General features: G+C 56.3%; 29 protein-coding genes, 2 tRNA genes, 1 pseudogene and 1 riboswitch. Of the genes and pseudogenes, 13 read left to right on the top strand and 19 right to left on the bottom strand.

Annotated features, from left to right (window positions below):
• The first annotated feature begins 48 nt into the window (after nt 1–48).
• Nucleotides 49–462 (top strand): CoA-binding protein, encoded by a 414-nt coding sequence (locus ACOTX7_RS11775; protein ID WP_006809337.1) that lies wholly within the window; start codon nt 49–51, stop codon nt 460–462.
• Between the two features lie 32 nt (nt 463–494).
• Here ACOTX7_RS11775 and hspQ read toward each other — a convergent pair whose 3' ends face one another.
• The gene (gene hspQ, locus ACOTX7_RS11770; protein ID WP_006809336.1) at nt 495–812 is read right to left on the bottom strand and encodes a heat shock protein HspQ; all 318 of its coding nucleotides are present in this window, start codon (nt 810–812) and stop codon (nt 495–497) included.
• Nucleotides 813–872: 60 nt separating this feature from the next.
• Nucleotides 873–2,063, bottom strand: coding sequence for a 23S rRNA (cytosine(1962)-C(5))-methyltransferase RlmI (gene rlmI / locus ACOTX7_RS11765; RefSeq protein WP_015570890.1), 1,191 nt, complete (start codon nt 2,061–2,063; stop codon nt 873–875).
• A gap of 93 nt (nt 2,064–2,156) precedes the next feature.
• On the opposite strand from rlmI, the gene yccX reads away from it, so the two are divergent.
• On the top strand, nt 2,157–2,438 hold the full coding sequence (yccX, locus tag ACOTX7_RS11760) for an acylphosphatase (RefSeq protein WP_174269505.1): 282 nt from the start codon (nt 2,157–2,159) through the stop codon (nt 2,436–2,438).
• Here the strand turns inward: yccX and tusE are convergent.
• Nucleotides 2,435–2,764, bottom strand: coding sequence for a sulfurtransferase TusE (tusE, locus tag ACOTX7_RS11755; protein ID WP_003858129.1), 330 nt, complete (start codon nt 2,762–2,764; stop codon nt 2,435–2,437). The genes yccX and tusE overlap by 4 nt on opposite strands.
• An 88-nt stretch (nt 2,765–2,852) precedes the next feature.
• Nucleotides 2,853–3,512, bottom strand: coding sequence for an FtsH protease modulator YccA (yccA, locus tag ACOTX7_RS11750; protein WP_003858127.1), 660 nt, complete (start codon nt 3,510–3,512; stop codon nt 2,853–2,855).
• Between the two features lie 269 nt (nt 3,513–3,781).
• Here yccA and ACOTX7_RS11745 point away from each other — a divergent pair, with 269 nt between their 5' ends.
• Entirely contained in the window at nt 3,782–5,410 is a 1,629-nt protein-coding gene (locus ACOTX7_RS11745; RefSeq protein ID WP_221255763.1) for an ABC transporter substrate-binding protein, read from the top strand.
• 144 nt (nt 5,411–5,554) lie between these two features.
• Nucleotides 5,555–5,642, top strand: a tRNA-Ser gene (locus ACOTX7_RS11740).
• Here ACOTX7_RS11740 and ACOTX7_RS11735 read toward each other — a convergent pair.
• The 3 genes from ACOTX7_RS11735 to ACOTX7_RS11725 are packed head-to-tail and all read right to left on the bottom strand — an operon-like array spanning nt 5,629 to nt 8,497.
• The gene (locus ACOTX7_RS11735) at nt 5,629–6,465 is read right to left on the bottom strand and encodes an ABC transporter ATP-binding protein (protein WP_260630844.1); all 837 of its coding nucleotides are present in this window, start codon (nt 6,463–6,465) and stop codon (nt 5,629–5,631) included. The genes ACOTX7_RS11740 and ACOTX7_RS11735 overlap by 14 nt on opposite strands.
• Nucleotides 6,462–7,493, bottom strand: coding sequence for a FecCD family ABC transporter permease (locus tag ACOTX7_RS11730; RefSeq protein ID WP_221813457.1), 1,032 nt, complete (start codon nt 7,491–7,493; stop codon nt 6,462–6,464). Before ACOTX7_RS11730 ends, ACOTX7_RS11735 begins: the two co-directional genes overlap by 4 nt.
• Complete coding sequence (locus ACOTX7_RS11725) at nt 7,490–8,497, bottom strand: ABC transporter substrate-binding protein (protein WP_421626082.1); 1,008 nt, start codon at nt 8,495–8,497, stop codon at nt 7,490–7,492. Before ACOTX7_RS11725 ends, ACOTX7_RS11730 begins: the two co-directional genes overlap by 4 nt.
• A gap of 173 nt (nt 8,498–8,670) precedes the next feature.
• On the opposite strand from ACOTX7_RS11725, the gene ACOTX7_RS11720 reads away from it, so the two are divergent.
• Nucleotides 8,671–10,284: a mechanosensitive ion channel family protein gene (locus tag ACOTX7_RS11720; RefSeq protein WP_221813453.1), complete on the top strand. Its 1,614-nt coding sequence runs from the start codon at nt 8,671–8,673 to the stop codon at nt 10,282–10,284.
• 31 nt (nt 10,285–10,315) lie between these two features.
• Here the strand turns inward: ACOTX7_RS11720 and ACOTX7_RS11715 are convergent, their stop codons facing one another.
• Entirely contained in the window at nt 10,316–10,843 is a 528-nt protein-coding gene (locus ACOTX7_RS11715; protein ID WP_221813451.1) for a helix-turn-helix domain-containing protein, read from the bottom strand.
• 253 nt (nt 10,844–11,096) lie between these two features.
• On the opposite strand from ACOTX7_RS11715, the gene ACOTX7_RS11710 reads away from it, so the two are divergent.
• Nucleotides 11,097–11,184, top strand: a tRNA-Ser gene (locus ACOTX7_RS11710).
• Between the two features lie 42 nt (nt 11,185–11,226).
• Here the strand turns inward: ACOTX7_RS11710 and ACOTX7_RS11705 are convergent.
• On the bottom strand, nt 11,227–12,228 hold the full coding sequence (locus ACOTX7_RS11705; protein ID WP_006809327.1) for a magnesium transporter: 1,002 nt from the start codon (nt 12,226–12,228) through the stop codon (nt 11,227–11,229).
• Between the two features lie 60 nt (nt 12,229–12,288).
• A riboswitch (M-box (ykoK) riboswitch) is annotated at nt 12,289–12,458 on the bottom strand.
• A 157-nt stretch (nt 12,459–12,615) separates the two neighbouring features.
• On the opposite strand from ACOTX7_RS11705, the pseudogene ACOTX7_RS11700 reads away from it, so the two are divergent.
• Both ACOTX7_RS11700 and agp read left to right on the top strand, forming a co-directional pair.
• A pseudogene (locus tag ACOTX7_RS11700) lies at nt 12,616–13,105 on the top strand (DedA family protein).
• Nucleotides 13,106–13,209: 104 nt separating this feature from the next.
• On the top strand, nt 13,210–14,451 hold the full coding sequence (gene agp, locus ACOTX7_RS11695) for a bifunctional glucose-1-phosphatase/inositol phosphatase (RefSeq protein WP_221255764.1): 1,242 nt from the start codon (nt 13,210–13,212) through the stop codon (nt 14,449–14,451).
• Nucleotides 14,452–14,483: 32 nt separating this feature from the next.
• Here the strand turns inward: agp and ACOTX7_RS11690 are convergent, their stop codons facing one another.
• Complete coding sequence (locus tag ACOTX7_RS11690; protein ID WP_006809324.1) at nt 14,484–14,711, bottom strand: YccJ family protein; 228 nt, start codon at nt 14,709–14,711, stop codon at nt 14,484–14,486.
• 18 nt (nt 14,712–14,729) lie between these two features.
• Complete coding sequence (gene wrbA, locus ACOTX7_RS11685) at nt 14,730–15,326, bottom strand: NAD(P)H:quinone oxidoreductase (protein WP_221255765.1); 597 nt, start codon at nt 15,324–15,326, stop codon at nt 14,730–14,732.
• Nucleotides 15,327–15,716: 390 nt separating this feature from the next.
• Here wrbA and ACOTX7_RS11680 point away from each other — a divergent pair, with 390 nt between their 5' ends.
• The 4 genes from ACOTX7_RS11680 (at nt 15,717) to ACOTX7_RS11665 (ending at nt 17,780) form a co-directional block, all read left to right on the top strand.
• On the top strand, nt 15,717–15,887 hold the full coding sequence (locus ACOTX7_RS11680) for a general stress protein (protein WP_001273664.1): 171 nt from the start codon (nt 15,717–15,719) through the stop codon (nt 15,885–15,887).
• Between the two features lie 116 nt (nt 15,888–16,003).
• Nucleotides 16,004–16,909, top strand: coding sequence for a DMT family transporter (locus ACOTX7_RS11675; RefSeq protein ID WP_221813449.1), 906 nt, complete (start codon nt 16,004–16,006; stop codon nt 16,907–16,909).
• Nucleotides 16,910–16,982: 73 nt separating this feature from the next.
• Nucleotides 16,983–17,252, top strand: a complete 270-nt coding sequence (locus ACOTX7_RS11670) for a DUF1778 domain-containing protein (RefSeq protein ID WP_221813447.1) — start codon at nt 16,983–16,985, stop codon at nt 17,250–17,252.
• Between the two features lie 6 nt (nt 17,253–17,258).
• The gene (locus ACOTX7_RS11665; protein WP_221813445.1) at nt 17,259–17,780 is read left to right on the top strand and encodes a GNAT family N-acetyltransferase; all 522 of its coding nucleotides are present in this window, start codon (nt 17,259–17,261) and stop codon (nt 17,778–17,780) included.
• Nucleotides 17,781–17,838: 58 nt separating this feature from the next.
• On the opposite strand, the gene rutG is transcribed toward ACOTX7_RS11665, so the two are convergent.
• From rutG to rutA, 7 genes are read right to left on the bottom strand one after another with little or no spacing between them, the layout of a single operon-like run.
• Nucleotides 17,839–19,161: a pyrimidine utilization transport protein G gene (gene rutG / locus ACOTX7_RS11660; protein WP_221813443.1), complete on the bottom strand. Its 1,323-nt coding sequence runs from the start codon at nt 19,159–19,161 to the stop codon at nt 17,839–17,841.
• 21 nt (nt 19,162–19,182) lie between these two features.
• The gene (rutF, locus tag ACOTX7_RS11655) at nt 19,183–19,677 is read right to left on the bottom strand and encodes an NADH-dependent FMN reductase RutF (protein ID WP_221255768.1); all 495 of its coding nucleotides are present in this window, start codon (nt 19,675–19,677) and stop codon (nt 19,183–19,185) included.
• A 9-nt stretch (nt 19,678–19,686) separates the two neighbouring features.
• Nucleotides 19,687–20,277, bottom strand: a complete 591-nt coding sequence (locus ACOTX7_RS11650; protein WP_221255769.1) for a malonic semialdehyde reductase — start codon at nt 20,275–20,277, stop codon at nt 19,687–19,689.
• Between the two features lie 9 nt (nt 20,278–20,286).
• Nucleotides 20,287–21,087 carry a pyrimidine utilization protein D gene (rutD, locus tag ACOTX7_RS11645; protein ID WP_221255770.1) on the bottom strand — a complete coding sequence of 267 codons (801 nt, stop codon included), beginning with the start codon at nt 21,085–21,087 and terminating at the stop codon, nt 20,287–20,289.
• Between the two features lie 7 nt (nt 21,088–21,094).
• Nucleotides 21,095–21,481, bottom strand: a complete 387-nt coding sequence (rutC, locus tag ACOTX7_RS11640; RefSeq protein ID WP_032608979.1) for a pyrimidine utilization protein C — start codon at nt 21,479–21,481, stop codon at nt 21,095–21,097.
• An 11-nt stretch (nt 21,482–21,492) separates the two neighbouring features.
• Nucleotides 21,493–22,182 carry a pyrimidine utilization protein B gene (gene rutB, locus ACOTX7_RS11635; protein ID WP_221255771.1) on the bottom strand — a complete coding sequence of 230 codons (690 nt, stop codon included), beginning with the start codon at nt 22,180–22,182 and terminating at the stop codon, nt 21,493–21,495.
• Nucleotides 22,182–23,273, bottom strand: coding sequence for a pyrimidine utilization protein A (rutA, locus tag ACOTX7_RS11630; RefSeq protein WP_213826810.1), 1,092 nt, complete (start codon nt 23,271–23,273; stop codon nt 22,182–22,184). Before rutA ends, rutB begins: the two co-directional genes overlap by 1 nt.
• Before the next feature lie 245 nt (nt 23,274–23,518).
• On the opposite strand from rutA, the gene rutR reads away from it, so the two are divergent.
• Nucleotides 23,519–24,157, top strand: a complete 639-nt coding sequence (gene rutR, locus ACOTX7_RS11625) for an HTH-type transcriptional regulator RutR (RefSeq protein WP_221255772.1) — start codon at nt 23,519–23,521, stop codon at nt 24,155–24,157.
• Nucleotides 24,158–24,275: 118 nt separating this feature from the next.
• Here rutR and ACOTX7_RS11620 read toward each other — a convergent pair whose 3' ends face one another.
• The gene (locus ACOTX7_RS11620) at nt 24,276–24,677 is read right to left on the bottom strand and encodes a lysozyme inhibitor LprI family protein (protein WP_205921111.1); all 402 of its coding nucleotides are present in this window, start codon (nt 24,675–24,677) and stop codon (nt 24,276–24,278) included.

Here is a 24,677-nt window from a genome sequence, read left to right as displayed (position 1 = left end):
TGAGATATCCGCTTTGACGTACACTTTAAAAAAACCAGGAGGAAGAGCATGAAAGAGAACGACATTGTCGAGATTCTGACGTCCACGCGCACTATCGCGCTGGTCGGCGCGAGCGATAAACCGGATCGCCCAAGCTATCGGGTCATGAAATACCTTCTGGACCAGGGTTATCACGTAATCCCGGTTTCGCCGAAGGTGGCGGGGAAAACGTTGCTGGGTCAGCAGGGCTATGCGACGCTTGCGGACGTGCCGGAAAAGGTAGATATGGTGGACGTGTTCCGCAATTCAGAGGCGGCCTGGGGCGTGGCGCAGGAGGCGATCGCTATCGGCGCGAAAACGCTGTGGATGCAGCTGGGCGTGATTAATGAGCAGGCGGCTGTGCTGGCGCGCGATGCCGGATTAAAGGTGGTGATGGATCGCTGTCCGGCAATCGATATCCCCCGTCTGGGGCTGGCAAAATAAAAAAAGCCCGTTTGACGGGCTTTTTAACACCTTTAGTTTCGCAGTCTTGGTGCCTGTAACTGTTTGCGGATGGTCTGAGCAAGCTCATCCATAGTGGGTTGTTCCGGATGCTCATCCTGTAGTTCACCACTCAGCTGCGCTTCGGCAAGATAGGTATGGACAGGCTGACCATCGTCGCCCTCCATGACCACATGATACCAGGGCGCGGCGCGAAGCTCTGCGTCAACCGCCAGCTCGTCTGCTGACGGTTCATCAAGGGAATACTCCGGGTCGATATCCACGACCACACCCAAATATCCAAGCAAGGTGTGGCGGACCTGCTGGCCGATACCGAATTTGCTGGCAATCATAGTCACCTCCCGGGAAACATTACATACACACTATGTGCGGGCAATATTTCTCTTTTCAAGTTACATGACGCGACAGGCAAACCCTTTCAGATACAGCCCTTCCGGGTAGGTAGCGATCACTGGGTGATCGGCGGCCTGACGGAACTGCTCTATAAATTGTACATCACGACCCGCATCTATTGCGGCATCGGCGATGATTTTTTGGAATAAATCTGTCGTCATCAGGCCAGAGCAGGAGAATGTCAGCAGTACGCCGCCCGGGTTCAGCAGCTGGATCGCCAGCATGTTGATATCTTTATAGCCACGGCAGGCGCCCATCAGCTGGCTTTTGTTTTCCACAAACTTCGGCGGGTCCATCACGATGACGTCAAATTTCTCGCCCTGGTCGCGGTATTTACGCAGCAGTTTAAACACGTCGTCACGCACAAACTCCGCTTTGCTCAGATCCAGCTTGTTCAGCTCAACGTTCTGTTTCGCCACATCCAGCGCTTCCTGTGAGGTGTCGACGCTCACCACCTGAGCACAGCCGCCCATCAGGGCAGAGACCGCAAAGCCGCCGGTATAGGAGAAGCAGTTCAGCACGCGCTTATCGGCAACGTACTGGCGCGTCGCCAGACGGCTGTCGCGCTGGTCGAGGTAATACCCGGTCTTATGGCCGCCCTGGATATCCACCAGCAGCTTCATGCCATGTTCTTCGATAGGCAGCAGGGCAGGGGGCAGTTCGCCAGTGACCGGGCCTTGCGTCAGCTCCATGCCCTCTTTTTTGCGCACCGCCACGTCGCTGCGGTCGTAAATGGCGCATTCCGGGAACAGGGTTTGCAGCGCGCTAATCAGCGCGGCACGTTGGTACTCCGCCCCGGCGCTGAGAAGTTGCAACACCAGGAAATTGCCAAAGCGGTCGATGGTCACCCCTGGCAGCCCGTCGGATTCACCGGCAATCAGACGATAGCTGTCCAGTCCGTCACGTTTTGCCAGCCACTCGCGCCACTGCTGCGCCTGTTGCAGACGACGGACGAAGAAGTCGATATCGATGGTTTCTTCTTTATCGAACGTCCAGACGCGCGCGCGGATCTGAGATGCAGGCGAGTATGCGCCGCGTGCTAACCATTTCCCCTGATGGTCAACAATATCGATGGTTTCACCGAGGCTGGCTTTACCTTCCATGCGGGCAACCGCGCCGGAAAAGACCCAGGGATGACGGCGCAGTAATGACTTCTCGCGCCCTTTGGCTAACACTAAACGTACACTCATAATTTGCTATTCTGTCGATTCCAATGAAATGGCCGCCATTTTCCCGACTTCAGTGAGGAAATGCAACGCGCCAGTCGGATAAGGAGAAGGATGATGTCAAATGTTTGCACCATTGCCTGGGTCTATGGCCTCGTACAGGGCGTCGGATTCCGCTACAGCACCCAGCGCGAAGCCCTTCAGCTTGGGCTGACGGGGTATGCGCGTAACATGGATGACGGTAGCGTGGAGGTCGTGGCCTGCGGTGAGGCGGATCGGGTAGAGAAGCTGGTGGCGTGGCTGAAAGCGGGCGGACCGCGCAGCGCGCGGGTTGATAAGGTGCTAACGGAACCGCATCAACCCGGCCGGGAATACGCTGACTTCAGTATTCGCTATTAAATACATTTTACCGGTTTTGGCAGACCGGCAATTTTTGTCGCCTGTTTAGCCGGGCCTTTCGGAAACAGGCGATACAGATAACGGCTGTTGCCTTTCTCTTCGCCAAACTTATTTGCCATGGCTTTGACCAGCATGCGGATAGCGGGTGAGGTATTGAATTCAAGGTAAAATTCCCGCACAAAGCGCACCACTTCCCAGTGTTCCGGGGAGAGGGTAATTCCTTCGTTTTCCGCAATTTTCTCCGCCAGCGCTTCGCTCCACTGGCTGCTCTCTTTCAGATAACCGTCGTTATCGGTTTCGATCTCTTTGCCTTCAAAACTCAACATAATCATTCACGCGTTAGTCAAAAACCGCATCAGTCTACCAAAAAAACAAAGCCCCGCATAAGCGGGGCCATGTTCACAACACGATGAGTTAATCGCGGCTGGCGAAGCCCAGGATGCTCAGCAGGCTGACGAAAATGTTGTACAGCGACACATACAGGCTCACGGTGGCGCGGATATAGTTCGTTTCACCGCCATGAATGATGTTGCTGGTTTCATACAGGATTGCGCCGGATGAAATCAGGATAAACACCGCGCTGATTGCCAGATGCAGCGCAGGCAATTGCAGGAAGATGTTCGCCAGCATACCGACCAGCACAATCACGATACCCGCCATCAGCATACCGCCAAGGAAGGACATGTCCTTACGGGTGGTCAGCACGTAGGCCGAGCAGCAGAAGAACACCAGCGCGGTACCGCCCAGCGCCATACCAATCACGTCACCCATACCGGCAGACAGATAGGCGTTCAGGATTGGCCCCAGGATGTAGCCCAGGAAGCCGGTAAAGGCGAACGCGGAAAGAATACCTACTGGTTTATCCGCGGTTTTGTAGGTCAGGAACATCAGACCATACATACCCACCAGCGTCAGGATCAGACCCGGAGAAGGCAGCATCAGCACGGTGCTGGCCGTCGCGGTGATCGCCGAAAACGCCAGCGTCAGGCTGAGCATAAAATAAGTATTGCGCAGCACCTTATGGGTGCTGAGTAGCGATGTGCGGTCGCGTGAAGAAGTAATAATACGATCCATGAGTCACTCTCTTATGACAGATGTAATTAGCGCAAAGAATAGGAAACGGCGCGGCAGACGCAAAGTGGTTTTACCCATCTTTACTCAGCCCCTTAGGGATTATGCTGGTTTTTTATTCTGGTAAAGCCTTTGTCCTTAGAATGAAGTGCGGTTTGTAGGGCGGATTCAGATCAACCTCTTATAGGTTACTGAAAAATATTGCGTTATTTCCCTAAGGCCGCTAAGAGTTATTTCCGGATCGTCATAAAAACAGACAATAGGCGAAGGAAATGAAACCAAAAACACGCACGCACTTTACACTCTCTTTGTTAACCGCAGGGATCCTGTGCGCCAGCACGGCAACCTGGGCGGCTAACGTGCCAGCAGGAACCCAGCTGGCAGATAAGCAGGAACTGGTCAGGAACAACGGCAGTGAACCCGCCTCGCTCGACCCGCATAAAGTCGAAAGCGATGTCGAATTCAATATTATCAGCGATTTATTCGACGGGCTGGTCAGTGTCTCTCCGGCAGGTGAAATCCAGCCGCGCCTGGCGGAGAAATGGGAAAATAAAGACAACACCGTCTGGACTTTCCATCTGCGCCCGGGCATTACCTGGAGCGACGGAACCCCCATCACCGCGGAAGATATTGTCTGGAGCTGGCAGCGGCTGGTCGACCCGAAAACCGCCTCTCCCTATGCCAGCTATCCCGGCAGTATGCGTATCGTCAACGGCGCTGATATTGCAGAAGGCAAAAAAGCCCCCGAGTCGCTGGGTGTGAAAGCCATCAATGACACCACGCTGGAAGTGACGCTCACGCAGCCAAATGCCGCGTTCCTGGCGATGCTGGCTCACCCGTCTCTGGTGCCGATAGATAAAGTCCTGGTAGGCCGTTTCGGTGATAAGTGGACCAAGCCGGAGCACTTCGTCAGCAGCGGGGCCTATAAACTGTCACAGTGGGTGGTGAACGAACGCATCGTGGCGGTGCGGAACCCGAAATACTGGGATAACGAACATACCGTCATCAACAAGGTGACTTATCTGCCTATTTCCTCTGAAGCCGCAGACGTCAACCGCTACAAAGCGGGCGAAATCGATATTGTCTACACGGTGCCGATCAACCAGTTTGCTCAACTGAAGAAAACGCTGGGGAGCGAGCTGGACGTTTCACCGCAGCTTGCCACCTATTATTATCAGTTCAACACCACCCGGCCGCCGTTCAACGACGCCCGCGTGCGCAAGGCGCTGAACCTGGCGCTGGATAAAGACATCATCGCCGGGAAAGTATTAGGGCAGGGCCAGCGCCCGGCATGGCTGATCAGCCAGACGGATATTGGCGGCGTCAAGCTACAGAACCCGGATTACGCCAGCTGGCCGATGGATAAACGCATTGCCGAGGCGAAAAAGCTGCTGGCCGAAGCCGGATTTAACGACAGCCATCCGCTCAGCTTTAATCTCCTCTATAACACGTCAGAATCGCATCAGCGTATTGCCATTGCCGCCAGCTCTATGTGGAAGAAGAACCTCGGTGTGGAGGCGAAGCTGCAAAATCAGGAGTGGAAAACCATGCTTGATACTATGCACACCCATAACTTTGACGCGGTACGCTACGCCTGGATTGCCGATTACGACGATGCGGCAACCTTCCTGAACACCTTCCGTACCGGGGATAGCCAAAACACCACGCAGTACAGCAATCCGGACTACGATCGGGCTCTGGCGAACGCGGCGAAATCGAAAACGGCGGAGGAGCGCGGTAAGTTCTACCAGCAGGCAGAAGATCTGCTGGGACGCGATGTACCGGCGATCCCGGTCTATCACTACGTGCGCACGCACCTGGTAAAACCCTGGGTGGGGGGATTCACGCCGGACAAGCTCGGGTACTACTACACCAAAGATATGTACATCAAAAAGCACTAACGATCCGCGGTGGATATTATGCTGGCAAAATGGCCAATCTGTCGTCTATTCAACCGATTAAACGCATTTTGGCTATTTTTAAAGCGAACGAATGCGCGCACTCTTTACAGCGCGCGGTGAGGTGTATATAGTTCGCCTCACTTAGGAAGCGTGGCCGAGCGGTTGAAGGCACCGGTCTTGAAAACCGGCGACCCGAAAGGGTTCTAGAGTTCGAATCTCTACGCTTCCGCCAAATTCGAAACCCCTGCGATAGCAATATCGCAGGGGTTTTTGCTTTTGCGCCAGACTTCAGCCATGCCGCCCATGTTGTAGCTTATCGTGATCCCGGCGTCGGCCTTACTGACCTGCGCTTTTACGCACCAGGTGTCCTCGATGTTGGCTGGCGTCAGCACCGCTTCAGGCGCGCCCGTGGCTGAAATCTTTCCGGCTTTCAGGAGGATCAGCCGCTGGCAGTAATTGGCCGCAAGGTTGAGATCGTGCAGTGCAACCACCACCGTAAGCGGCAGCTGTGAAACGAGCCGCATCAGCTCCAGCTGGTGCTGAATGTCCAGGTGGTTCGTTGGTTCATCAAGCAACAGCACCTGCGGCTGCTGGGCCAGCGCGCGGGCTATCTGGCTTCGCTGACGCTCTCCGCCAGACAAAAACTGCCATCGCCGCTGGCGCAATCCGCTTAACTGCATCAGGCCAATCGCCTGTTCAACCGCAGCCTCATCGTCGCGAGTGGTTCTCTGGAATGTTTTCCGGTAGGGCGTACGCCCCAGTCTAACGATTTCCTCAACGGTCAGCTCTCCGTCGACTTCAGCATGTTGCGGAACAAAGGCCATGGACTGCGCGCGTGTTTTCAGTGGCATCGTGCCAAGCGTTGTGCCATTAAGCGCAACACGTTCGCTAAGTCGCGGGATCAGCCCGGCGAGACAGCGCAATAGCGTCGACTTGCCCGAGCCGTTTGGCCCTAACAGGCCGACAATCTGCCCGGATGGCAGGTCGAGATCAATATCCTTCAGCACCGTCTGCGCTTGTCGGGTTACGGTTAACCCGGCCACGGTAATATTCATGGATGCTCCTTTCGGTTTTGATAAAGCAACGCCACAAACACGGGGGCGCCCACCAGCGCAGTCACCACCCCGATGGGCAGAACCTGATGCACAATCAGCGTGCGTGAGACGATATCAGCGAGGATCATAAAGTGGGCGCCGATGAGAAACGTCAGCGGGATCGCGCGACGATGACCCGGCCCGCATAGCATGCGCGTCACGTGGGGGATCACCAGACCCACAAACCCCACTGCGCCTATGGCGCTCACCATCGTTGCGGTGACGACGGCGCAGGTCAGCAATAAGACAATACGCACGGCGGTAACCGGGATCCCCAGCGTGGCAGAGACCTCATCCCCGAAGGTGAAGGTATCCAGTGCCCGCGAAAAGAGAAATATCACCAGTAAACCTGCAAGCGTAACGGCCAGCGCCAGTAGCGCGTCAGGCCAGCGCACACCGCTCAGACTCCCCAGCAGCCAGAACATGACGCTACGGGACTGTTCGGCATTGGCTGACGTGCTGACAACGTACGCGGTCATGGCGTTGAAGAGTTGAGTACCCGCAATGCCAGCCAGTAAAATGCGTGACGGGCTTGCGCTCATGCCGTTTGTAATCAGCATGATGAGCGCAAAGGCGGCGCAGGAGCCGACAAACGCGCCGCTGCTCACGCCAATCACGCTCCCCCCGATACCGAGAAGCATTACACAGACGGCGCCCAGCGATGCGCCCGCGGAAATCCCCAGCAGATACGGCTCAGCCAGAGGGTTACGCAGGATCGACTGTAACACCAGCCCGCACAGCGCCAGGCCGCCGCCGCTGCACGCCGCCATCACTGCCCGGCTCATGCGATATTCCCAGATGATACCTTCCTCTGTTTGCGGCAACGCATAAGCGGTCAACCCCAGTCCGTTGAGGATCGCTTTCCCGGTACTGGCATACGACACCGGCATATCACCGATACTGGCGGCAAAGACCAGTATCAGCGGCAGCGCCATGATGCCTGCCGCCAGTAAAGTTTGCTGGCGGCGTTCAAAAGCCAACGGACTCATTGTTCATCCCGGAAAGAAGCCAGCCGATCGCTGATAAGCTCAACGGCATCAACGTTACGCAATGAAGGGTTTAACGACATCGCTGGCACCACGATGATGTGGTTGTTCCTGACCGCAGGCATGTTCTTCGTCACCGGGTCACTGCGCAAGAATGCTTCTTTTACCGCAACGTCATCGGCAGGGTAGAGCCTGCGGGACATCTCAGCGATAACAATCACGTCCGGCTGCGACCGGGCAATATGTTCCCACGTTACAGCTGGCCATTCGTCGTGAGAGTCAATAATGTTCTTCAACCCCAGCGTGCGGCTGATCCAGCCAGGCGCGCCGTAATTTCCCGCCACCCAGGGGTCGCCGTTCAGACGGCTGCTGGAGAACCAGAATACGACGCGAAGCGGTTTCGCTGAGACGCGCGCCCGGGCCTTTTCGATACGTTCCGTCAGCGCGCGGTTGAGCTGCTCACCTCGGGCGGAAACATCAAAAATCGTCGCCAGATCTGTCACTTCCCGCGTAATTTCCGCCAGTGAAAACGGCGCGCTTCGTGCTCCGTCTGCGTTTGACGTTTCCGTCACCGCTTTATCCGTGCAGTCGGCAGGGGAGATCCAGGTATTTATTCCCAGCGATGTAAACTGCTCACGTGTTCCCACTTCTCCCTGCGGACCAATGTGCCAGTGATACTGCGCGAGAACAAGCTCCGGTTTCTGTCCCACCACAGCTTCAAAAGAGGGCGAATTTTCTGTGAGCCGGGGAAGGTTTTTTCCGGCATCCGCCAGCGGAGCCGGAAGTTCACCGAACCAGACCGACGTTGCGGCGATCGTTTTCTCCAGCCCCAGAGCGAGCAATAATTCAGTTTCATGCTGACCCACGGTCACGACGCGCTGAGGAGGCTGCGCAAAGGTCTGCGTTACGCCGCAATTTTCTATCGTGAGAGGCCAGGAGGTTGCTGCGAAAGCGGCAGGTGCCATGGAAAGTAGTGAAGCCAGAAATGACCCTTTTTTAAGTCTCATAGAACGCAATCCGAAAATGTTATGTTATAACATAATACATATATTGTGTTTGAGAGCAACACGCTCACGGTTGCATCTTGCAGAAACGGAAGGCTGGACTATTCTCAACATACCCACCTGGCATTCGCGGGTTGCCTGAAAAATAACAAGATTTCTGACCTGGGGTAGTGAGGATGAAAAAGATCCTGCTCGCGTTTGCGTTCTGTTTTGCCGCCCTGAGCGCCTTCTCATCGTATGCCGCAGAGCCTCGCCAGGCGCCTACGGAGCAGGAGCGCGCCCGAACCGTCTATATCTTCCATCAGCCGATCGTCATGCTTCAGGCGAAGTTTGGCCTGACCACGCCCGAAGAGCGCGTTTTACGCATCCGCAACACCCTGCGCAATTTTACCGAGGCGGATGTGCGTGAGCCGCTCAGCGTCGTCCCCGTGACCCGCTATAACCAGCAGGGACGGCTGATAGTGATGAACGGTAAGCCTGTGATGCTGCTGACGGAAGGGGATTTGGATGAAGGGGACGATCTTACCCTCGATCAGGCCGCGCAGCGCGTGCTGGCGCGCATGGAAGCGCAGAGAATGGCGCTGCGCGATCAATACGATACCGGCTGGCTGGCGCTGTCGACGGTAAAAACAGCCGCTGGCCTGCTGGCGCTTATGCTGCTCTGCTATGGCGCCTGGCGATCCTGGCGCTGGTTCCGGCGCGTCTACCGTCGGCGTATTGTTGAGAATCGCAGCCGTGTACCGCAAAGCTGGCGGCGGTACATAGGCGCAATTGAGATTCGGCTTTACGGCATCCTGATGTTCCTGCTGGGGTTGATTGGCTTTTACGTCTGGCTGAGCTGGGCATTCAGCCTGTTTCCATGGACCCGGGTGTGGGGCACGTCGCTGGGGGACTGGACGCTTCGCGTGGTGCAGCAAATCGCCCTGGCAATTGTCTCGGCCTTGCCTGGGCTGACGATTGTGCTGATCATTTTCCTCATTACCGCTTTTATTCTGAAGCTTCTCAAGGTGGTGCTCAATCAGGTGGAGGCTGGTCGTCTGCAACTCCCCGGCGTCCATCCGGAAACCGTGGGGGCGACCCGCAAGCTCATTTCCGTTGCCGTCTGGCTATTTGCTCTCTCCGCCGCCTGGCCGTTTCTCCCCGGCGCAAACTCGCTGGCGTTTAAAGGTATTAGCGTCTTCTTCGGCCTGATGTTAACGCTGGGCTCGGCGGGGGTAATGAACCATGCCATGAGCGGTCTGGTCCTGATTTACTCCCGCGCCCTGCGCAAAGGCGATGTCATTCGGGTGGCGGATAACGAAGGTAAGGTCAGTGAAATAGGCATGCTGGCGACTAAAATTGTTACCCGGGAAAATTATGTCGTTACCGTGCCCAATGCGGTGGTAGTGAGCGGTAAGATCACCAACCTGAGCGCGCTACAGCCCGATGGCAGCCTCAATCTGACGGTCAGCGTCACGATCGGTTATGACACCCCATGGCGTCAGGTGCATGCCATGCTGGAGCTGGCTGCGAAACGGGCAAAAGGAATTGACCTTACCGAGCCGCCGCTGGTGCGCCAGTTAGGGTTAATGGACTGGTATATCGCTTACGAATTGCAGGTTCGTCTGCTGCCCGATCAGTCCCTCGCGGTTGCCCGCAATGAATTGCACAGCCAGATACAGGACGTGTTTAATGAATTTAACGTGCAGATCATGTCCCCGAATTTTGTTATGCAGCCAGAGGGCAGCGTGATGGTTGCCAAAGAGAACTGGTATCCCGCGCCAGCTAAACCCCCTCAGGGCGAAAACTGATGCGTCGGTTTTGGCGAGGCCAGGCGAAATGTCACAGCTTCTGATCGACAATCGCCGATTTTATCCGGGTCATCGCCAGAATATTTTTAGAACGCATATTTAATTTCTCGAGGATCCTCACGCGGTAGGTGCTGGTGGTTTTTTGTGACAGTTTTAACTTTTTCGCGATCTCATGGTTTTCCATATGAAAAAGCTTCAGCACGTCATATTCGCGTCGCGTAAAGGAGTGTGTTCTCAGCGCCCGATAAAAACGCATTAATTGTTGAAAAGGGTGAACAGTAAAATGCATCGACGAATAGATAATATTATCGATTCTCACCGCGCTGTTGGCTTCTATCTCTTGCATCAGGACGATGTAATCACGTTTGACTTTTTTGACCTGCTGAATGGTTTTATTGCGTAACTTATCCTGTTCAATCGCAATGATAAAATCCATTGCTGGATCGAGCCTGTTGAGTTCGTGAATATCCGCGTCATCGCGAATCAAACAGGTGGATGTCAGGGCGCTTGATACACCATGGCAAAGGTAATAGTTATCACTGATAAATATAAAATTCATAATCGTCGTTAAATAAAGTCATGGCTAATCTCGTATCGCAGTGATGCACGGTTAATAGGTGTTGTACGAAAAAGAGTCTAAATGACCACCCGCGAATTTAATAAACGTAATGAATGTAAAAATAAATGTTTACATTTTAGCCAGTCGATGATGAAAAAGTCAGCGAGGCGGAAGGGAACGACGAAGATGCTTAACGTAATGCAATTTCATGCTTTACATCATGCTCAGAGATGTTTATAGTGCGCCTCACTTTGGAAGCGTGGCCGAGCGGTTGAAGGCACCGGTCTTGAAAACCGGCGACCCGAAAGGGTTCTAGAGTTCGAATCTCTACGCTTCCGCCAAATTCGAAAACCCTGCGATAGCAATATCGCAGGGTTTTTTTGTTATTCCAGCCCCAGCGTATACTGTGCGATTTTGAAGTAGATAATCAGCCCGGTTCCGTCGATCAGCGTGGCGATAAACGGTGCGGAGACCACCGCCGGGTCGATTTTGCAGCGTTTCAGTACCATCGGGATCACCGACGAGACGATTGCGCTCCACAGCGTAATGCAGACCAGGGTCAGGCTGACGATGAGCGTGATTTCCATCCCAATGCCCATTATCCAGGCGCGAATGCAGCCCGCCAGACCCAGCGTGGCGGCAATCATTAGCGAGGTGCTCATCTCTTTGCGCAGCACGCGACCCACGTCGCGAAGGTGTACTTCCCCCAGCGCCATGGCGCGCACCAGCGTCGAGGTGATCTGCGTCCCGCTGTTTCCGCCGGTGCCAATCAGCAGCGGAATAAAGAACGCCAGCGCGATGGCGGATTCCAGCGCCTCTTCAAAATGCTGGATCACCGAACTGGTATACGCTTCCGCAACAAACAGCAGCAGCAGCCAGACGGAGCGTTTCTTCCACAGGCTAAAGGCGCTGGTTTCCAGATAGGGCTTTTCCAGCGGCAGCGTCGCCCCCTGAAGCTGGGCATCTTCTGTCACATCATCTTCCAGCAGATGGGCGATTTCGCGCTCGGTCAGGCAGCCCACCAGCTTGCCGTGGGTTACTACCGGCACAACATCCGCACCCGCGTGCGCCAGGACCCCGGCGACATCCGCCCGCTCATCTTCCGGTTTGAGCTGGATAAAATCCGATATCATCAGCCCCTTTACGGGCTGAACGGTATCCGTGGCCTGCAAGAGTTTGCGTACGGCAATCAAACCCGCGAGGCGACCGTTATCTTCGATAAAAATATGCGACGGAATATCATCGTCTTTTAATTTTTCAAAGAACTGCTCGCGTGCCAGAGCCACGCATAATGAAATATCGATAACAATAAAATCGGTATTCATATATTGCGCGATGGCGCTGTCATTAAAAGCCAGGTTTTGGTTGTGAATAGCGTAAGACATAGTAAATTCCCTTTGAATAATAAAATCTCTCAGGGGCGAGCAAGACAGGGCATGTCGGAAAGGAGATCCCCACGTCCTGGGTTCAGCACTGTACATCGTATCCCGAAAGGGAAGTTATACTGACAAAGCCTTGATTCGACAGTGCCTGTTTTACCCTGTGCCGGTTCTCTCGAACCCACCAGAGCGATAACGTGTATTTGTACAGGAGCCTCGCCATAACGAGATCGTTGTAAAACGGGAGGGATAATACGCTTATTTAAAATGGCTGCCGAAGAATTTTAATAATGTTTAAGTACGGTTTAAATGAATATTATTAAAGGGATGTTGACGTTTTATTTAACCGGTTTCACTTCTAATGGAGAATTCACTGGTAATCGGGAGAGTAAAATGGCATGGCTGGACACGCTGCTGGATCATTTTGCGCATTATCCGACGCATCTGTTCGCGCTGCTCGTTATTATGGCGTTGAGTAAGTCGACGGTGCTGGTCTCCTCCGTGCTGCCGCCCGCATCGGTCATGCTGCTGGCAGGGATCGCCGTCAGCCAGTCAAGCATGCATCCGGCGCTGACGTGGCTGGCGGTGGTGATGGGCGCTACGGCAGGTTCGGTGCTGAATTACCATATCGGCCAGCTGATGGGGCATACCCGGCTGGTGTCACGCTTCACGGCAAAACATGCCGATAAGTTTTTGCGGGTACAGCACCAGCTGCATAAAAATGGCGTGCTGGTGTTGTTCACTTCGCGTTTCCTGGCGGTACTGCGCTATATCGTGCCGCTGGCGGCGGGCATGCTCAGGCTGAACGCGATAAAGGTATACGCCGTCAGCCTGCGCATGGGCGGCGCTGTATGTCGGCATCGTCACCGGCATCAGCGCCTGAATCAGCGAGTCACGTATTTATCAGTATGAGAAATGCTTCCCGAAAAACCTGTCACGAATCTGTCACACTCAGTGCGACATTAAAAAACGTGTGAGGAATTAGGGATGAGAAAAGCACTACTCGCAGTTGCCGTGGCAGGTACTCTTTCCGTGACCTTTGGCGCACAGGCGCAGGACACGCCGGACGGCTATCAGCTGGAACAGGTGCTCATCATGAGCCGCCACAACCTGCGCGCGCCGCTTGCCAATAACGGCAGCGTGCTGGAGCAGTCCACGCCGAAGCAGTGGCCGGAGTGGGACGTTCCGGGTGGACAGCTCACCACCAAAGGGGGCGTACTGGAAGTGTATATGGGTCACTATATGCGCGAGTGGCTGGCAGAGCAGAGGATGGTGAAGACGGGTGAATGCCCGCCAGCGGAAACCGTCTATGCCTACGCCAACAGCCTCCAGCGCACCGTGGCGACCGCCCAGTTCTTTATCACCGGCGCGTTCCCGGGGTGCGATGTTCCTGTGCATCATCAGGAAAAAATGGGCACCATGGATCCGACATTCAATCCGGTCATTACCGATAACTCCCCAGAATTCCGCGAAAAAGCGCTGAAAGCGATGGAGTCCGAGCGGCAGAAAATGCAGCTTGGCGAAAGCTACAAGCTGCTGGAGCAGATGACCAGCTACGCCGACTCGCCGTCCTGCAAAGAGAAAAAAGTCTGCTCGCTGGCGGACGCGAAAGATACCTTCAGTGCCGACTATGAAAAAGAGCCGGGCGTCTCCGGGCCGCTGAAGGTGGGTAACTCGCTGGTGGATGCGTTCACGCTACAGTATTACGAAGGCTTCCCGACAGACCAGGTGGCCTGGGGCGAAATCAAAACCGATCAGCAGTGGCGCGTGCTGTCGAAGCTGAAAAATGGCTATCAGGACTCGCTGTTTACCTCGACGGACGTGGCGCAAAACGTGGCTAAACCGCTGGTGAAGTACATTGATAAAGCGCTGGTGACCGAACAGGCAAAAGCGCCAAAAATTACCCTGCTGGTGGGGCATGACTCCAATATCGCCTCGCTGCTGACTGCGCTGGACTTCAGGCCATATCAGCTGCACGACCAGCAGGAACGGACCCCGATTGGCGGTAAAATTGTCTTCCAGCGCTGGCATGACAAAAACACTAATCAGGAGCTGATGAAAATTGAGTATGTCTACCAGAGTTCTGACCAGTTGCGTAACGCCAGCGTACTGTCGCTGCAATCCCCTGCGCAGCGCGTGACGCTGGAGCTGAAGGGCTGTCCGGTGGATGGCAATGGTTTCTGTCCGATCGATAAATTCAATGCGGTGATGAATAACGCGGCGAAATAGCAGAAAACCCCCCGCGCGGGCGGGGGGCACGTTCAGACGTTTTTACGTTCGATGGTTTGCTCGCCCCAGAACAGCGAGTCTTTGTCGGTTTTTTCGAAGGCGCGAACCAGCACTTCATCGTTGCCTTCTTCCCAAATCTGCTCGGCCAGCTTTTCGTCATAATTGGCGACTTCAAAGATGGCTTCGGCAATCTCCGGAGAGGTATTGCGTAAACTTGCCCATTCGCCCACGTGGTGAGCTTTGGATTCTTGCGTTGGCATACTTGTCCTCCTGTTGGGTTAGCCGTTCAGTTTTTTGGCAAGACCCGCGACGTATTCACCCTGATAGCGGGCGATTGAAAGTTCTTCATTGCTTGGCTGGCGTGAACCATCCCCACCGGCAATGGTGGTTGCGCCATACGGTGTCCCGCCACGAACCTGGGAAACATCGAACAGTTCCTGCGCGCCGTAGCCAATTGGCACTATCACCATCCCATGATGTGCAAGGGTAGTCCAGGTTGAGGTGATCGTCTGCTCCTGACCGCCACCCGTGCCGGTAGAGCTGAACACGCTGGCGAGCTTGCCGTATAACGCACCGGAGGCCCAAAGCCCGCCCGTTTGGTCGAGGAAGGTGCGCATCTGGCCGGACATATTGCCGAAGCGGGTCGGGGTGCCGAAGATAATGGCATCATAGTCTGCCAGCTCCTGCGGGGTGGCCACCGGGGCATTTTGTGTTTTCCCGCCGGCTTTGGCGAAGGCTTCCGCCTGCATGGTTTCCGGTACGCGTTTAACCACGACCTCAACGCCGACTACTCTGTTTGCGCCTTCTGCTACTGCGTGAGCCATGGTTTCAATGTGTCCATACATGGAATAATAGAGCACCAGAACTTTTGCCATTTTGCATCACTCCTCGTTGGTTTTCTTACAGCGGATCGCTGCGCTCCTTTAAAGATATGACATCACAGCCAGACTGCAAAAATGAACGGCATTTCTTTGATATATAACAATATCTTTTGATTGTGCGCCTTGTAGCAAAATGAAACAACTTTAGCGGCGCGGATTTTCCAAAATATAAGAATGGCTTATGAATAGCCGTTGAAATATTTCATACGAAAGGCTGAGATCATGTTGCAGAATATTACCTCTCGCTTGCCGGATAGCCGCATTACACTAAGCTTAGTTTCACGCGGCACAGATAAAGGCACTGCCCTTGAGCCGCGAGGTGAAAGAATCCTCTTTTACTGAATGCAATATGATGTCTAATGTTTCACACTCTGGAGGTTAGAGATGGCAAACCATCGTGGTGGTTCAGGTAATTTCGCTGAAGACCGTGAAAGAGCATCAGAAGCAGGTCGTAAAGGTGGCCAGTCTAGCGGGGGCAACTTTAAAAACGACCCTCAGCGCGCATCAGAGGCTGGTAAAAAAGGGGGTAAAAATAGCCACGGCAGCAACAAGTAGTACGCCGGGTTAACTCCCTGCCGCCGGGTTTCCCGGCGGTTTTTTTATGTCTGCAACATTGAACTGTAACCAAAGGCATCGCACACTACAGGATTGATTCTTCGTGCTGGTGTCCCATGTCCGTTTCCCGTTTTACCTTCTCCATTAAGCCTCAGGAAGCCATCCTGATTTTAATCACCATGTTCTGGGGCGGAACCTTTCTCGCCGTTCAGTACGCGGTCACGATGAGCGATCCGTTTTTCTTCGTGGGTCTGCGCTTTGCAACCGCGGCAATCGCCGTGGCGCTTATTTCGTTGAAAACGCTGCGCGGGTTGACCCTGAGAGAGCTTAAAGCGGGGGTCGCCATTGGCGTGGCGATTGCCATGGGTTACAGCCTGCAAACGTGGGGACTTCAGTCTATCTCCAGCAGCAAATCTGCCTTTATCACCGCCATGTACGTACCGCTGGTGCCGCTGTTGCAGTGGCTGTGCCTCGGCAGAATGCCGGGCCTGATGTCGTGCATTGGCATCGTGCTGGCGTTCATCGGCCTCATTTTATTAGCCGGGCCGGAAAATAATCTGCTGGCGCTGGGGCCGGGGGAGATCATCACCCTGGTGGGGACCGTTGCCATTGCGGCTGAAATTATTCTGATTAGCGCCTGGGCGGGGAAAGTGGACGTTAAGCGGGTGACGGTCGTGCAGCTTACCACTGCGTCGCTGGTGGCGTTCGCGACGATGGTCCCGGCAGGGGAGTCTGTGCCGCCGATGTCCACAGGGCTTATCGTCGTGGCGCTGGGGCTGGGCATTTTCAGCGCCATTATCCAGGTCACCATGAACTGGGCGCAGCGCAGCGTATCCCCGACAAGGGCGACGGTCATTTACACCGGTGAGCCGGTGTGGGCGGGTATTTTCGGGCGACTCGCCGGGGAGCGTCTGCCGCTGCTGGCGCTGGTGGGCGCGGCGTTTATTATTCTCGGCGTACTGGTGAGTGAGTTAAAGCTCCGCAAGCGCCGGAATGCGGCGAGCGATTTAACGGCCGAATAAGCTTTTGATTGAAATAAAGCGCAGGTTTAACTACGATATGTACGGATAAAAACCGTACACGATAAATGAAACCATGCCAGCACTTAAAAAACAGCGTATCGATCTTCGCTTATCGGACGAAGACAAAACAATGATTGAAGAAGCGGCAGCGATGACCAACCAAACGATCACCCAGTTTATGGTGAACAGTGCGTCAGAGCGGGCTGCCGAAGTCATCGAACAGCATCGGCGTCTCGTATTAAACGAAGCCTCATGGAATGCCGTGATGGATGCCATCGACAATCCGCCAGAGCCAAAGGAACGCCTGAAACGCGCGGCGAAACGTCTTCGAAACATGGAGTGAAGCGTCGTGGCAAATCTCACGATCGAAATGTTATCAGAGGGAACCGATTACGATTTCGGCAATTTCGATTGTGGTGAACCCTCGCTCAATGCCTTCCTTACCGATCACCTGGTACGTCAGCACAGCGGACGTATTTTACGAGGCTACCTGCTTAAAGAACGCGACCAACCACGTATCCTGGGCTATTACACGCTTTCGGGAAGTTGCTTTGAGAAAGCGATGCTTCCTTCAAAGACTCAGCAGCGTCGCATCCCTTACAGCAACGTACCCAGCGTGACGCTGGGGCGTCTGGCTATCCATAAAGAACTCCAGGGAAACGAATGGGGAACAACGCTCGTTGCACACGCTATGCGCGTGGTTTACCTGGCGTCGCAGGCTGTTGGCGTCCACGGAATTTTTGTGGATGCGCTTAATGAACGGGCCAAACGGTTTTATCTGAAGCTGGGTTTTATCCCGCTGGCAGGTGAAAATAGCAATTCGCTGTTCTTTCCCACGCACTCTATCGAACGACTGTTTGAGCAGGCGTGATCGCACTTTTGGATAATACAGGTCGGGTAAGGCGTCGCCGTCACCCGACGTGTAGATTTCACGGATCCTGAGTCACCACGGCGCCCTGCGGCGCGGCAGCCATCCGGCGGCTCAGCAGGGCGTTGAGCAGGATCGCGCCGAACGTTGCCGTGCCTATCCCGCCCACCGTAAACCCGCCCAGCGTCAGGGCGAAATCACCCGCCCCCAGCACCAGCGTCACCGCCACCATGATCAGGTTACCGTTCTGGCTCAGATCAACATGATTCTGCACCCAGATGCGCGCCCCCGCGACGGCAATCAGACCAAATACCACAATCGAGGCGCCGCCAATCACGGGTGCCGGGATGGTGTGGATCAATGCGCCGAATTTCGGGGAAAAGCCGAGCAGCATCGCCATCACCGCCGCCGCGACAAAGATCAGCGTCGAGTAGACTTTGGTCACCGCCATCACGCCGATGTTTTCCGCATAAGTGGTGACGCCGCTGCCGCCCACGGAACCCGAAAGCATGGTCGCCAGACCGTCTCCCACAAACGCCCGTCCCATGTACGGGTCCATATTGCGGCCAGTCATTCCCGCTACGGCTTTCAGATGGCCCAGGTTTTCAGCCACCAGAATCACCGCGACAGGCGCGATGAGCATCATCGCCTGAGCGTTAAAAGTGGGCGAGGTCAACTGCGGCACGCCGAACCAGGCGGCCTGGTGAATCAGTGTAAAATCAACCGGCTTGCCGAGGCCGAACACGTTCGCCAGCAGCGCGTAGACCAGACAGGCCGCAATCAGCCCGACCAGGATCAACAGCCGCTGGATCATGCCGCGCGTAAAGACCGCCACCACGCCGATGCACAGCACTGTAATCACCGCCATCCAGCTTTCAAACGGTGAACCGGAAACGCTCTTCACCGCAATCGGCGCGAGATTCAGGCCTATCGCCATCACCACCGCCCCGGTGACAACGGGGGGCATCATCCGCTCTATCCAGCGCGTGCCGACTTTCATTACCACCAGTCCGGTCAGGGTGTAGACCAGCCCACAGGCGATAATGCCGCCAAGGGCTACGCTCAGGTTGGGGTTAATGCCCTGACCGTTAAACCCGGTTGCCGCAATGACCACCCCGACGAAGGCGGCGCTGGAGCCGAGATAGCTCGGCACGCGCCCGCCGGTGACAAAAAAGAACAGCAGGGTACCGATACCCGACATCAAAATGGCGAGGTTAGGATCCAGCCCCATCAGCATGGGCATCACCACCGTCGCACCAAACATCGCGACCGCGTGCTGCACGCCCATCACCATCGTCTGCCCGAGCGGGAGCCTTTCATCCGGCGCGACCACGCCTGCTTCTGTGGAGGTCGATTTCAACTGCCAGTGGGGAAGTCCGAACATGATCTGTCTCCTTAATGCGGGTTAACAGGCGGGTCGCATAAGTGCGTGGTAGCCCCGGTCGAACCACACCAGCCCTTGCGGTGCAGGGTGGCGAATGATGGAAACGATGTCGCAGAACAGAATATCGTGAGTACCGACGCTGACCACCTGGCTGATGCGGCAGTCGAACGAGGCCAGGGCCGCCTCCAGGCGCGGGCAGCCCGTCTCACCCGTCTCCCAGCGAGCGGCGGCAAAGCGGTCCTCCATCGGCGTTTTACCGCCAAAGAGATTCGATAACGGCTCCTGTCCGGCGCTCAGCGTGTTAACGCACAGGGTGCGATTCTCACTGAAGATCGGCCAGACGGACGCGCCACGGTTGAGGCAAACCAGCAGCGTCGGCGGCGAATCGGTCACGCTGCATACCGCGCTGGCGGTGAAGCCCGCCATTCCCGCCGGGCCGTTGGTGGTGATGATATTGACCGCCGCACCGACGCAGGCCATGGCATCACGGAACGTTTGTTGATCGGGTGTCGTCATGGTGGCTCCTTACGCCAGACCGCAGGCGTCTTCGAAGGTCAGACGCGGTAAGCGTCCATAGACTTTGCTCATATCGCCATAGCCGATGTTGATCAGCAGATTGCTTTTCAGCTGCGTGCCCGTGAAAAAGGCCGCGTCCACTTTTTCCCGGTCAAAGCCGGACATCGGCCCGGTGTCCAGCCCGAGCGCGCGACAGGCGAAGATCAGGTACGCGGCCTGCATCGAACTGTTGCGAAAGGCGGTCTCTTCCGCAAGCTCAGGGCTTGCGGTAAACCAGCTTCTGGCATCGCCGTGCGGAAACAGTTCCGGCAGGCGCTCATAAAACTCGCTGTCCCAGGCGACAATCGCCGTGACCGGGGCGGTGAGCGTTTTCTCAAGGTTGCCGCTGGAGAGTGCCGGGCGCAGCTTCTCTTTACCCTCCGGGCTTCGCACAAAGACAATGCGCGCCGGGGAGCAGTTGGCGGACGTCGGTCCCCATTTCATCAGGTCATAAATCTCGCGCAGCGTCTCGTCACTGACCGGTATATCCAGCCAGCCGTTGTGGGTTCGTGCGCCGGTAAACAGCGTTTCCAGCGCGGCGGGCGTAATGGCTTCGCTCATTAAAGCTCCTTACAAAGCGGGTACAGGGCTGTGCAGCAGGCTGGCAAGCCCGTTCAGCAGCACGGTGTTAAAGGTGTCCGGTTCGGTGACGTTACAGGCATGACCTCCCTGGCGCATGACCGTTTTGCGGGCGTGCGGGAGGGCGTTGTGCAGTTCAGCAGAGCAGACGGACGGCACCAGCAGATCGTCGGCGGAACAGATAATCTGCACGGGGCAGCGAACGCATGCAGCGTGACGGCTGAAATCGGCCTGCTTCAGCGCATGCAGCCTGCGCAGCAGATTGCTTTTACCCTGGAAGTGGGCCAGCGCCAGCGCTTCCTCGGCCTCCAGCCGCGGAGCGCGGGCGGCCATCCAGTCTGCCGGGTAGAGGAACAGCGGCTGCGCCTCTACCCACGCCTGCGCGCCGCCCGCATGCAGCAGACGTTCGCGAACGTCAAAACAGCGGCGGGTATGGGCATGAAGGGTTAGCCAGCCGTTAACGCACACCAGCGCGGTGAGGGCGTCGGGCTTATCGATGGCCATCCGCAGGCCGACCAGTGCCCCCAGCGCGTGGCCCACCACGCAGTAACGGACGATCCCGGCCTCGGATAACGCCAGCGTAAGCTCGTCGGCCATGTGTGCGAGGGTATAGTCTTCCGGCAGGGTATCCGGGTTATTCCCCGTGCCCCGCTGGTCGTAGCACACCACCTGATACTCCTGCCCCAGCATGGCGAGCTGGGGCAGCCAGTAGCTCCCGCTGCCGCCCAACCCGGCAATCAGCACCACTACGGGCGCGCCTGCAAAGGGGGGCGGGGAAATAGACAGTTTCATGGTCGCCTCACTTTGCGATGTGCGCAACGGTGGCGATTTCAACCAGCGCGTCCGGCTTCACCAGCCCGCACTGAATGCAAAACCGCGCCGGTTTATCGCCGGGGAAAAACTCCGCGTAGATTTCGTTAATCGCGGCGTAGTTTTTCCAGTCGGTGATAAAGATGCTGTTGAAGGTCACGTCCTCCATGGTGCCACCCGCCGTTTCGATCACGGTTTTGATCGTCTCCAGCACGTGGCGGGTTTGCGCCTTTGGGTCATCGATAAACACCACGTTGTTGTCTTTATCAAACGGCAGCGTGCCCGAGACATACACCACGCCGTCGGCGAGGGTGCCGGGAACAAACGGGGCAATTGGGGTGCTGGTGCCCGGCGGAATAATCACGGATTTCGGCATAGCGGTTCTCCTCAGGCGATACGGGCGAGGGGGGGATCCAGCGCGTCGCAGAATTCATTGACGGTACTGACCCAGCCAAAAAAGGTTTCGATATTGAACAGGGCGGCTTTCTGGGCGAAATCCGGCCCGGCCTGATGGGTGGCGTCTTCCAGCACCACGCCAAAATACTCGAGGAAAAAGCCGTCGCGCAGGGTGGACTCCACGCAGACGTTGGTGGCAATGCCCGTAAAGACCAGATGACGAATGCCCCGGCTGCGCAGCAGGCTGTCGAGCGGGGTATTGAAAAAGCCGCTGTAGCGCGGTTTCGGCAGCACGATATCGCCGGGTTCCGGTACCAGCGCATCCACCAGCTGATAATCCCAGCCGCCTTTCGCCAGCAGCGTGCCCTGGAGTTCGGGCCGCTGGCGCATGGTTTTCAGGGCGTTGGATTTGTGAAAGTTGGGTGAGCCGGGGCCGCCAGCTTCGACGTACTGGTCGTCCCAGCCGTTCTGGAACCAGATGAGCAGCATGCCCGCAGCACGCGCGGCGTGCACGGCGGTTTTGATGTTCTCGATCACCGGCTGCGTGGTGGAGACGTCAAACCCGGCCAGATCCAGATACCCGCCTTTACTGGCATAGGCGTTTTGCATGTCCACCACAATCAGCGCGCTGCGCTGCGCGTCAAAGGTGATGGCTTCCGGGCGCGCGGTTAAGGTCGTCATTACGCCACCTCCTTCGTCACGGCTGGGATGTGGGCGCGGCACTGCATCAGCGGCTGAATGCGCTCGCCGAAGGTTTCCACGCCGGTGAGAAAATCATCGAAGGTCAGCAGTACGCCTTCGGCGCCGGGCACGGCAGCCACTTCATCGAGCATTCTGGCGACGCTGGCATACGAGCCAACCAGGGTGCCCATGTTGATATTGACGGCGGAGGTCGGGTCGGCCATCTGCCGCACGTTAGTATCCGCGCCGGAGCGGGTGTCCTTCTGGCTCTGCTCGGTTAGCCAGCTCAGCGCTTCGTCGTCAGCGCCGTCCTTATACCGCTCCCATTTGGCGCGCGCGGCGTCGTCGGTTTCGTCGGCAATCACCATAAACAGCACGTAGGAGCCCACGTCGCGCCCGGTTTTGTCGGCGGCCTCTTTCATCCGCGCGGCGGTAGGGGCGAAGGCGGCAGGGGTGTTAACGCCTTTGCCGAAGCAGAAGTTGAAGTCCGCGTATTTGGCGGAGAATTCCATTCCCGCGTCGCTCTGCCCGGCGCAGATAACCTTCATCGGCACCGACGGCTGCGGGCTGACGCGGCAGTCGTTCATGGTGAAGAAGTCGCCTTTGAAATCGCTTTTGCCGCTGCCCCACAGGTCGCGCAGCACCTGCACGTATTCGGTCAGGTAGTCATAGCGACGCGAGAAGTAATCGTCGCCCGGCCAGATCCCCATCTGCTCGTACTCCGGTTTTTGCCAGCCGGTGACCAGGTTAACGCCAAAGCGCCCGCCGGAGATGGAGTCGATGGTGGAGGCCATCCGCGCCACGATCGCCGGGGGCAGGGTGAGCGTGGCGGCGGTGGCGTAGATCTGGATGCGGGAGGTGACCGCCGCCAGGCCCGCCATCAGGGTGAAGGACTCCAGGTTGTGGTCCCAGAATTCAGTTTTGCCGCCAAAGCCGCGCAGTTTGATCATCGAGAGCGCAAAGTCGAAATGGTAGTGCTCCGCTTTCTGCACGATGGCTTTATTCAGCTCAAAGGTCGGCATGTATTGCGGGGCAGTGGTCGAGATAAGCCAGCCGTTGTTGCCGATCGGTACAAATACGCCAATTTTCATCACGAACCTCTCTTCATTACGTCGCAGGTGTAACGGCGGTTTTGCAAAGGGAGTGCCAGTTTTGAAAACTTCTTTGTTATTAATGTGTTAACTATTAGTTGGTGAATTGGGTGTAAAAAATGTGGACTGAATGGTCAAAAACATTGCACACAAAACAGGCACTCATGCGCGATGGGGGTGCAGAAGGTCGTGGCGAGACGGGGGTTTTGCTATGCTGAGCGCAGGAAAGAAAATGGAGAGCGAAAATGACACAAGGCGCAGTGAAAACACCCGGTAAACGTTCGCAGGCGGTGAGCGCCAAGAAACAGGCGATCCTCAGCGCCGCGCTGGAGACATTTTCGCAGTTTGGTATTCACGGTACGCGCATTGAGCAGGTGGCGGAGCAGGCGGGGGTGTCCAAGACCAATCTGCTCTACTACTACCCGTCGAAAGAGGCGCTGTATGTGGCGGTGATGCAGCAGATCCTCGATATCTGGCTCGCGCCGCTTAAAGCCTTTCGCGAAGAGCTGGCCCCGCTGGTGGCGATTGAGGAGTATATACGCCTGAAGCTGGAGGTATCGCGTGATTACCCGCAGGCATCAAGGCTGTTCTGCCTGGAAATGTTGCAGGGCGCGCCGCTGTTGCAGGCGGAACTGACGGGGGATTTAAAACAGCTGGTGGACGATAAATCGGCGATTATTGCCGGATGGGTCGCCAGCGGAAAACTGGCGCCCGTCGATCCGCAGCACCTGATCTTCATGATTTGGGCCTCAACCCAGCACTACGCTGACTTCGCGGCCCAGGTCGAGGCGGTGACGGGTAAAACGCTCCAGGACGAGGCGTTTTTCCAGAGCACCCTGCAAAACGTACAGCGGATGATTATCGAAGGGATCCGCGTGCGCTAGTTCCCCCCTCACCCTAACCCTCTCCCCAGAGGGGAGAGGGGACTGTTCGGTGCTGTCTTTTAGCCCTCGCCCCAGAGGGGAGAGGGGACTGCTTTGTGCTGTCTTTTCTCCCTCTCCCCTATGGGGAGAGGGCCGGGGTGAGGGGGCAGCTTAAGTCGCCCTCTTCACACTGCATCAGCGTGGCCAGAAACGCTTCGCGCTCGGCGGTTTTCTCCGCCAGGCACTGGTTAACAATCATTGGCTGGACGCTTCCGCCTTCCGTACCCGAACCGATAAACGCGCAGTCGGCGTCGCGCAGGCTAATCCATGCCTGCTGTGCTTTTTTCAGCAGGTCGCGCTGGGGGGCCGCCGCACGCTTGATGGCGGCCTGATACGTCTCGTTGAGCTTTTTATCGGCGGCCTGGTACTGCTGCGCGCTACAGGTATTCAGCTCAAGCTGGGTGGTCGCGTTGTCGCACTCGTCGGCCAGCGCGCTGGCGCTCAGCAGCAGTGCTGCGCCTGCGATAAGATATCGTTTCAT

This window comes from Enterobacter cloacae complex sp. IR5418 (genome assembly GCF_049238105.1).
In the GTDB taxonomy this organism is placed as follows: Bacteria; Pseudomonadota; Gammaproteobacteria; order Enterobacterales; family Enterobacteriaceae; genus Enterobacter; species Enterobacter hormaechei.
This window is presented reverse-complemented; position numbering and strand designations above follow the sequence as displayed.

Coding starts and splice junctions, on each gene's coding strand:
- ACOTX7_RS11715 (WP_221813451.1), bottom strand. CDS start 10,843: ATGAATTTTATATTTATCAGTGATAACTATTACCTTTGCCATGGTGTA.
- rutR (WP_221255772.1), top strand. CDS start 23,519: ATGACACAAGGCGCAGTGAAAACACCCGGTAAACGTTCGCAGGCGGTG.
- ACOTX7_RS11620 (WP_205921111.1), bottom strand. CDS start 24,677: ATGAAACGATATCTTATCGCAGGCGCAGCACTGCTGCTGAGCGCCAGC.
- ACOTX7_RS11690 (WP_006809324.1), bottom strand. CDS start 14,711: ATGCCAACGCAAGAATCCAAAGCTCACCACGTGGGCGAATGGGCAAGT.
- rutF (WP_221255768.1), bottom strand. CDS start 19,677: ATGACGACACCCGATCAACAAACGTTCCGTGATGCCATGGCCTGCGTC.
- tusE (WP_003858129.1), bottom strand. CDS start 2,764: ATGTTGAGTTTTGAAGGCAAAGAGATCGAAACCGATAACGACGGTTAT.
- rutD (WP_221255770.1), bottom strand. CDS start 21,087: ATGAAACTGTCTATTTCCCCGCCCCCCTTTGCAGGCGCGCCCGTAGTG.
- wrbA (WP_221255765.1), bottom strand. CDS start 15,326: ATGGCAAAAGTTCTGGTGCTCTATTATTCCATGTATGGACACATTGAA.
- ACOTX7_RS11670 (WP_221813447.1), top strand. CDS start 16,983: ATGCCAGCACTTAAAAAACAGCGTATCGATCTTCGCTTATCGGACGAA.
- ACOTX7_RS11680 (WP_001273664.1), top strand. CDS start 15,717: ATGGCAAACCATCGTGGTGGTTCAGGTAATTTCGCTGAAGACCGTGAA.
- ACOTX7_RS11730 (WP_221813457.1), bottom strand. CDS start 7,493: ATGAGTCCGTTGGCTTTTGAACGCCGCCAGCAAACTTTACTGGCGGCA.
- rutB (WP_221255771.1), bottom strand. CDS start 22,182: ATGACGACCTTAACCGCGCGCCCGGAAGCCATCACCTTTGACGCGCAG.
- rutG (WP_221813443.1), bottom strand. CDS start 19,161: ATGTTCGGACTTCCCCACTGGCAGTTGAAATCGACCTCCACAGAAGCA.
- ACOTX7_RS11675 (WP_221813449.1), top strand. CDS start 16,004: ATGTCCGTTTCCCGTTTTACCTTCTCCATTAAGCCTCAGGAAGCCATC.
- rutC (WP_032608979.1), bottom strand. CDS start 21,481: ATGCCGAAATCCGTGATTATTCCGCCGGGCACCAGCACCCCAATTGCC.
- ACOTX7_RS11775 (WP_006809337.1), top strand. CDS start 49: ATGAAAGAGAACGACATTGTCGAGATTCTGACGTCCACGCGCACTATC.
- hspQ (WP_006809336.1), bottom strand. CDS start 812: ATGATTGCCAGCAAATTCGGTATCGGCCAGCAGGTCCGCCACACCTTG.
- ACOTX7_RS11720 (WP_221813453.1), top strand. CDS start 8,671: ATGAAAAAGATCCTGCTCGCGTTTGCGTTCTGTTTTGCCGCCCTGAGC.
- agp (WP_221255764.1), top strand. CDS start 13,210: ATGAGAAAAGCACTACTCGCAGTTGCCGTGGCAGGTACTCTTTCCGTG.
- rlmI (WP_015570890.1), bottom strand. CDS start 2,063: ATGAGTGTACGTTTAGTGTTAGCCAAAGGGCGCGAGAAGTCATTACTG.
- ACOTX7_RS11705 (WP_006809327.1), bottom strand. CDS start 12,228: ATGTCTTACGCTATTCACAACCAAAACCTGGCTTTTAATGACAGCGCC.
- yccX (WP_174269505.1), top strand. CDS start 2,157: ATGTCAAATGTTTGCACCATTGCCTGGGTCTATGGCCTCGTACAGGGC.
- rutA (WP_213826810.1), bottom strand. CDS start 23,273: ATGAAAATTGGCGTATTTGTACCGATCGGCAACAACGGCTGGCTTATC.
- ACOTX7_RS11650 (WP_221255769.1), bottom strand. CDS start 20,277: ATGAGCGAAGCCATTACGCCCGCCGCGCTGGAAACGCTGTTTACCGGC.
- ACOTX7_RS11735 (WP_260630844.1), bottom strand. CDS start 6,465: ATGAATATTACCGTGGCCGGGTTAACCGTAACCCGACAAGCGCAGACG.
- yccA (WP_003858127.1), bottom strand. CDS start 3,512: ATGGATCGTATTATTACTTCTTCACGCGACCGCACATCGCTACTCAGC.
- ACOTX7_RS11725 (WP_421626082.1), bottom strand. CDS start 8,497: ATGAGACTTAAAAAAGGGTCATTTCTGGCTTCACTACTTTCCATGGCA.
- ACOTX7_RS11745 (WP_221255763.1), top strand. CDS start 3,782: ATGAAACCAAAAACACGCACGCACTTTACACTCTCTTTGTTAACCGCA.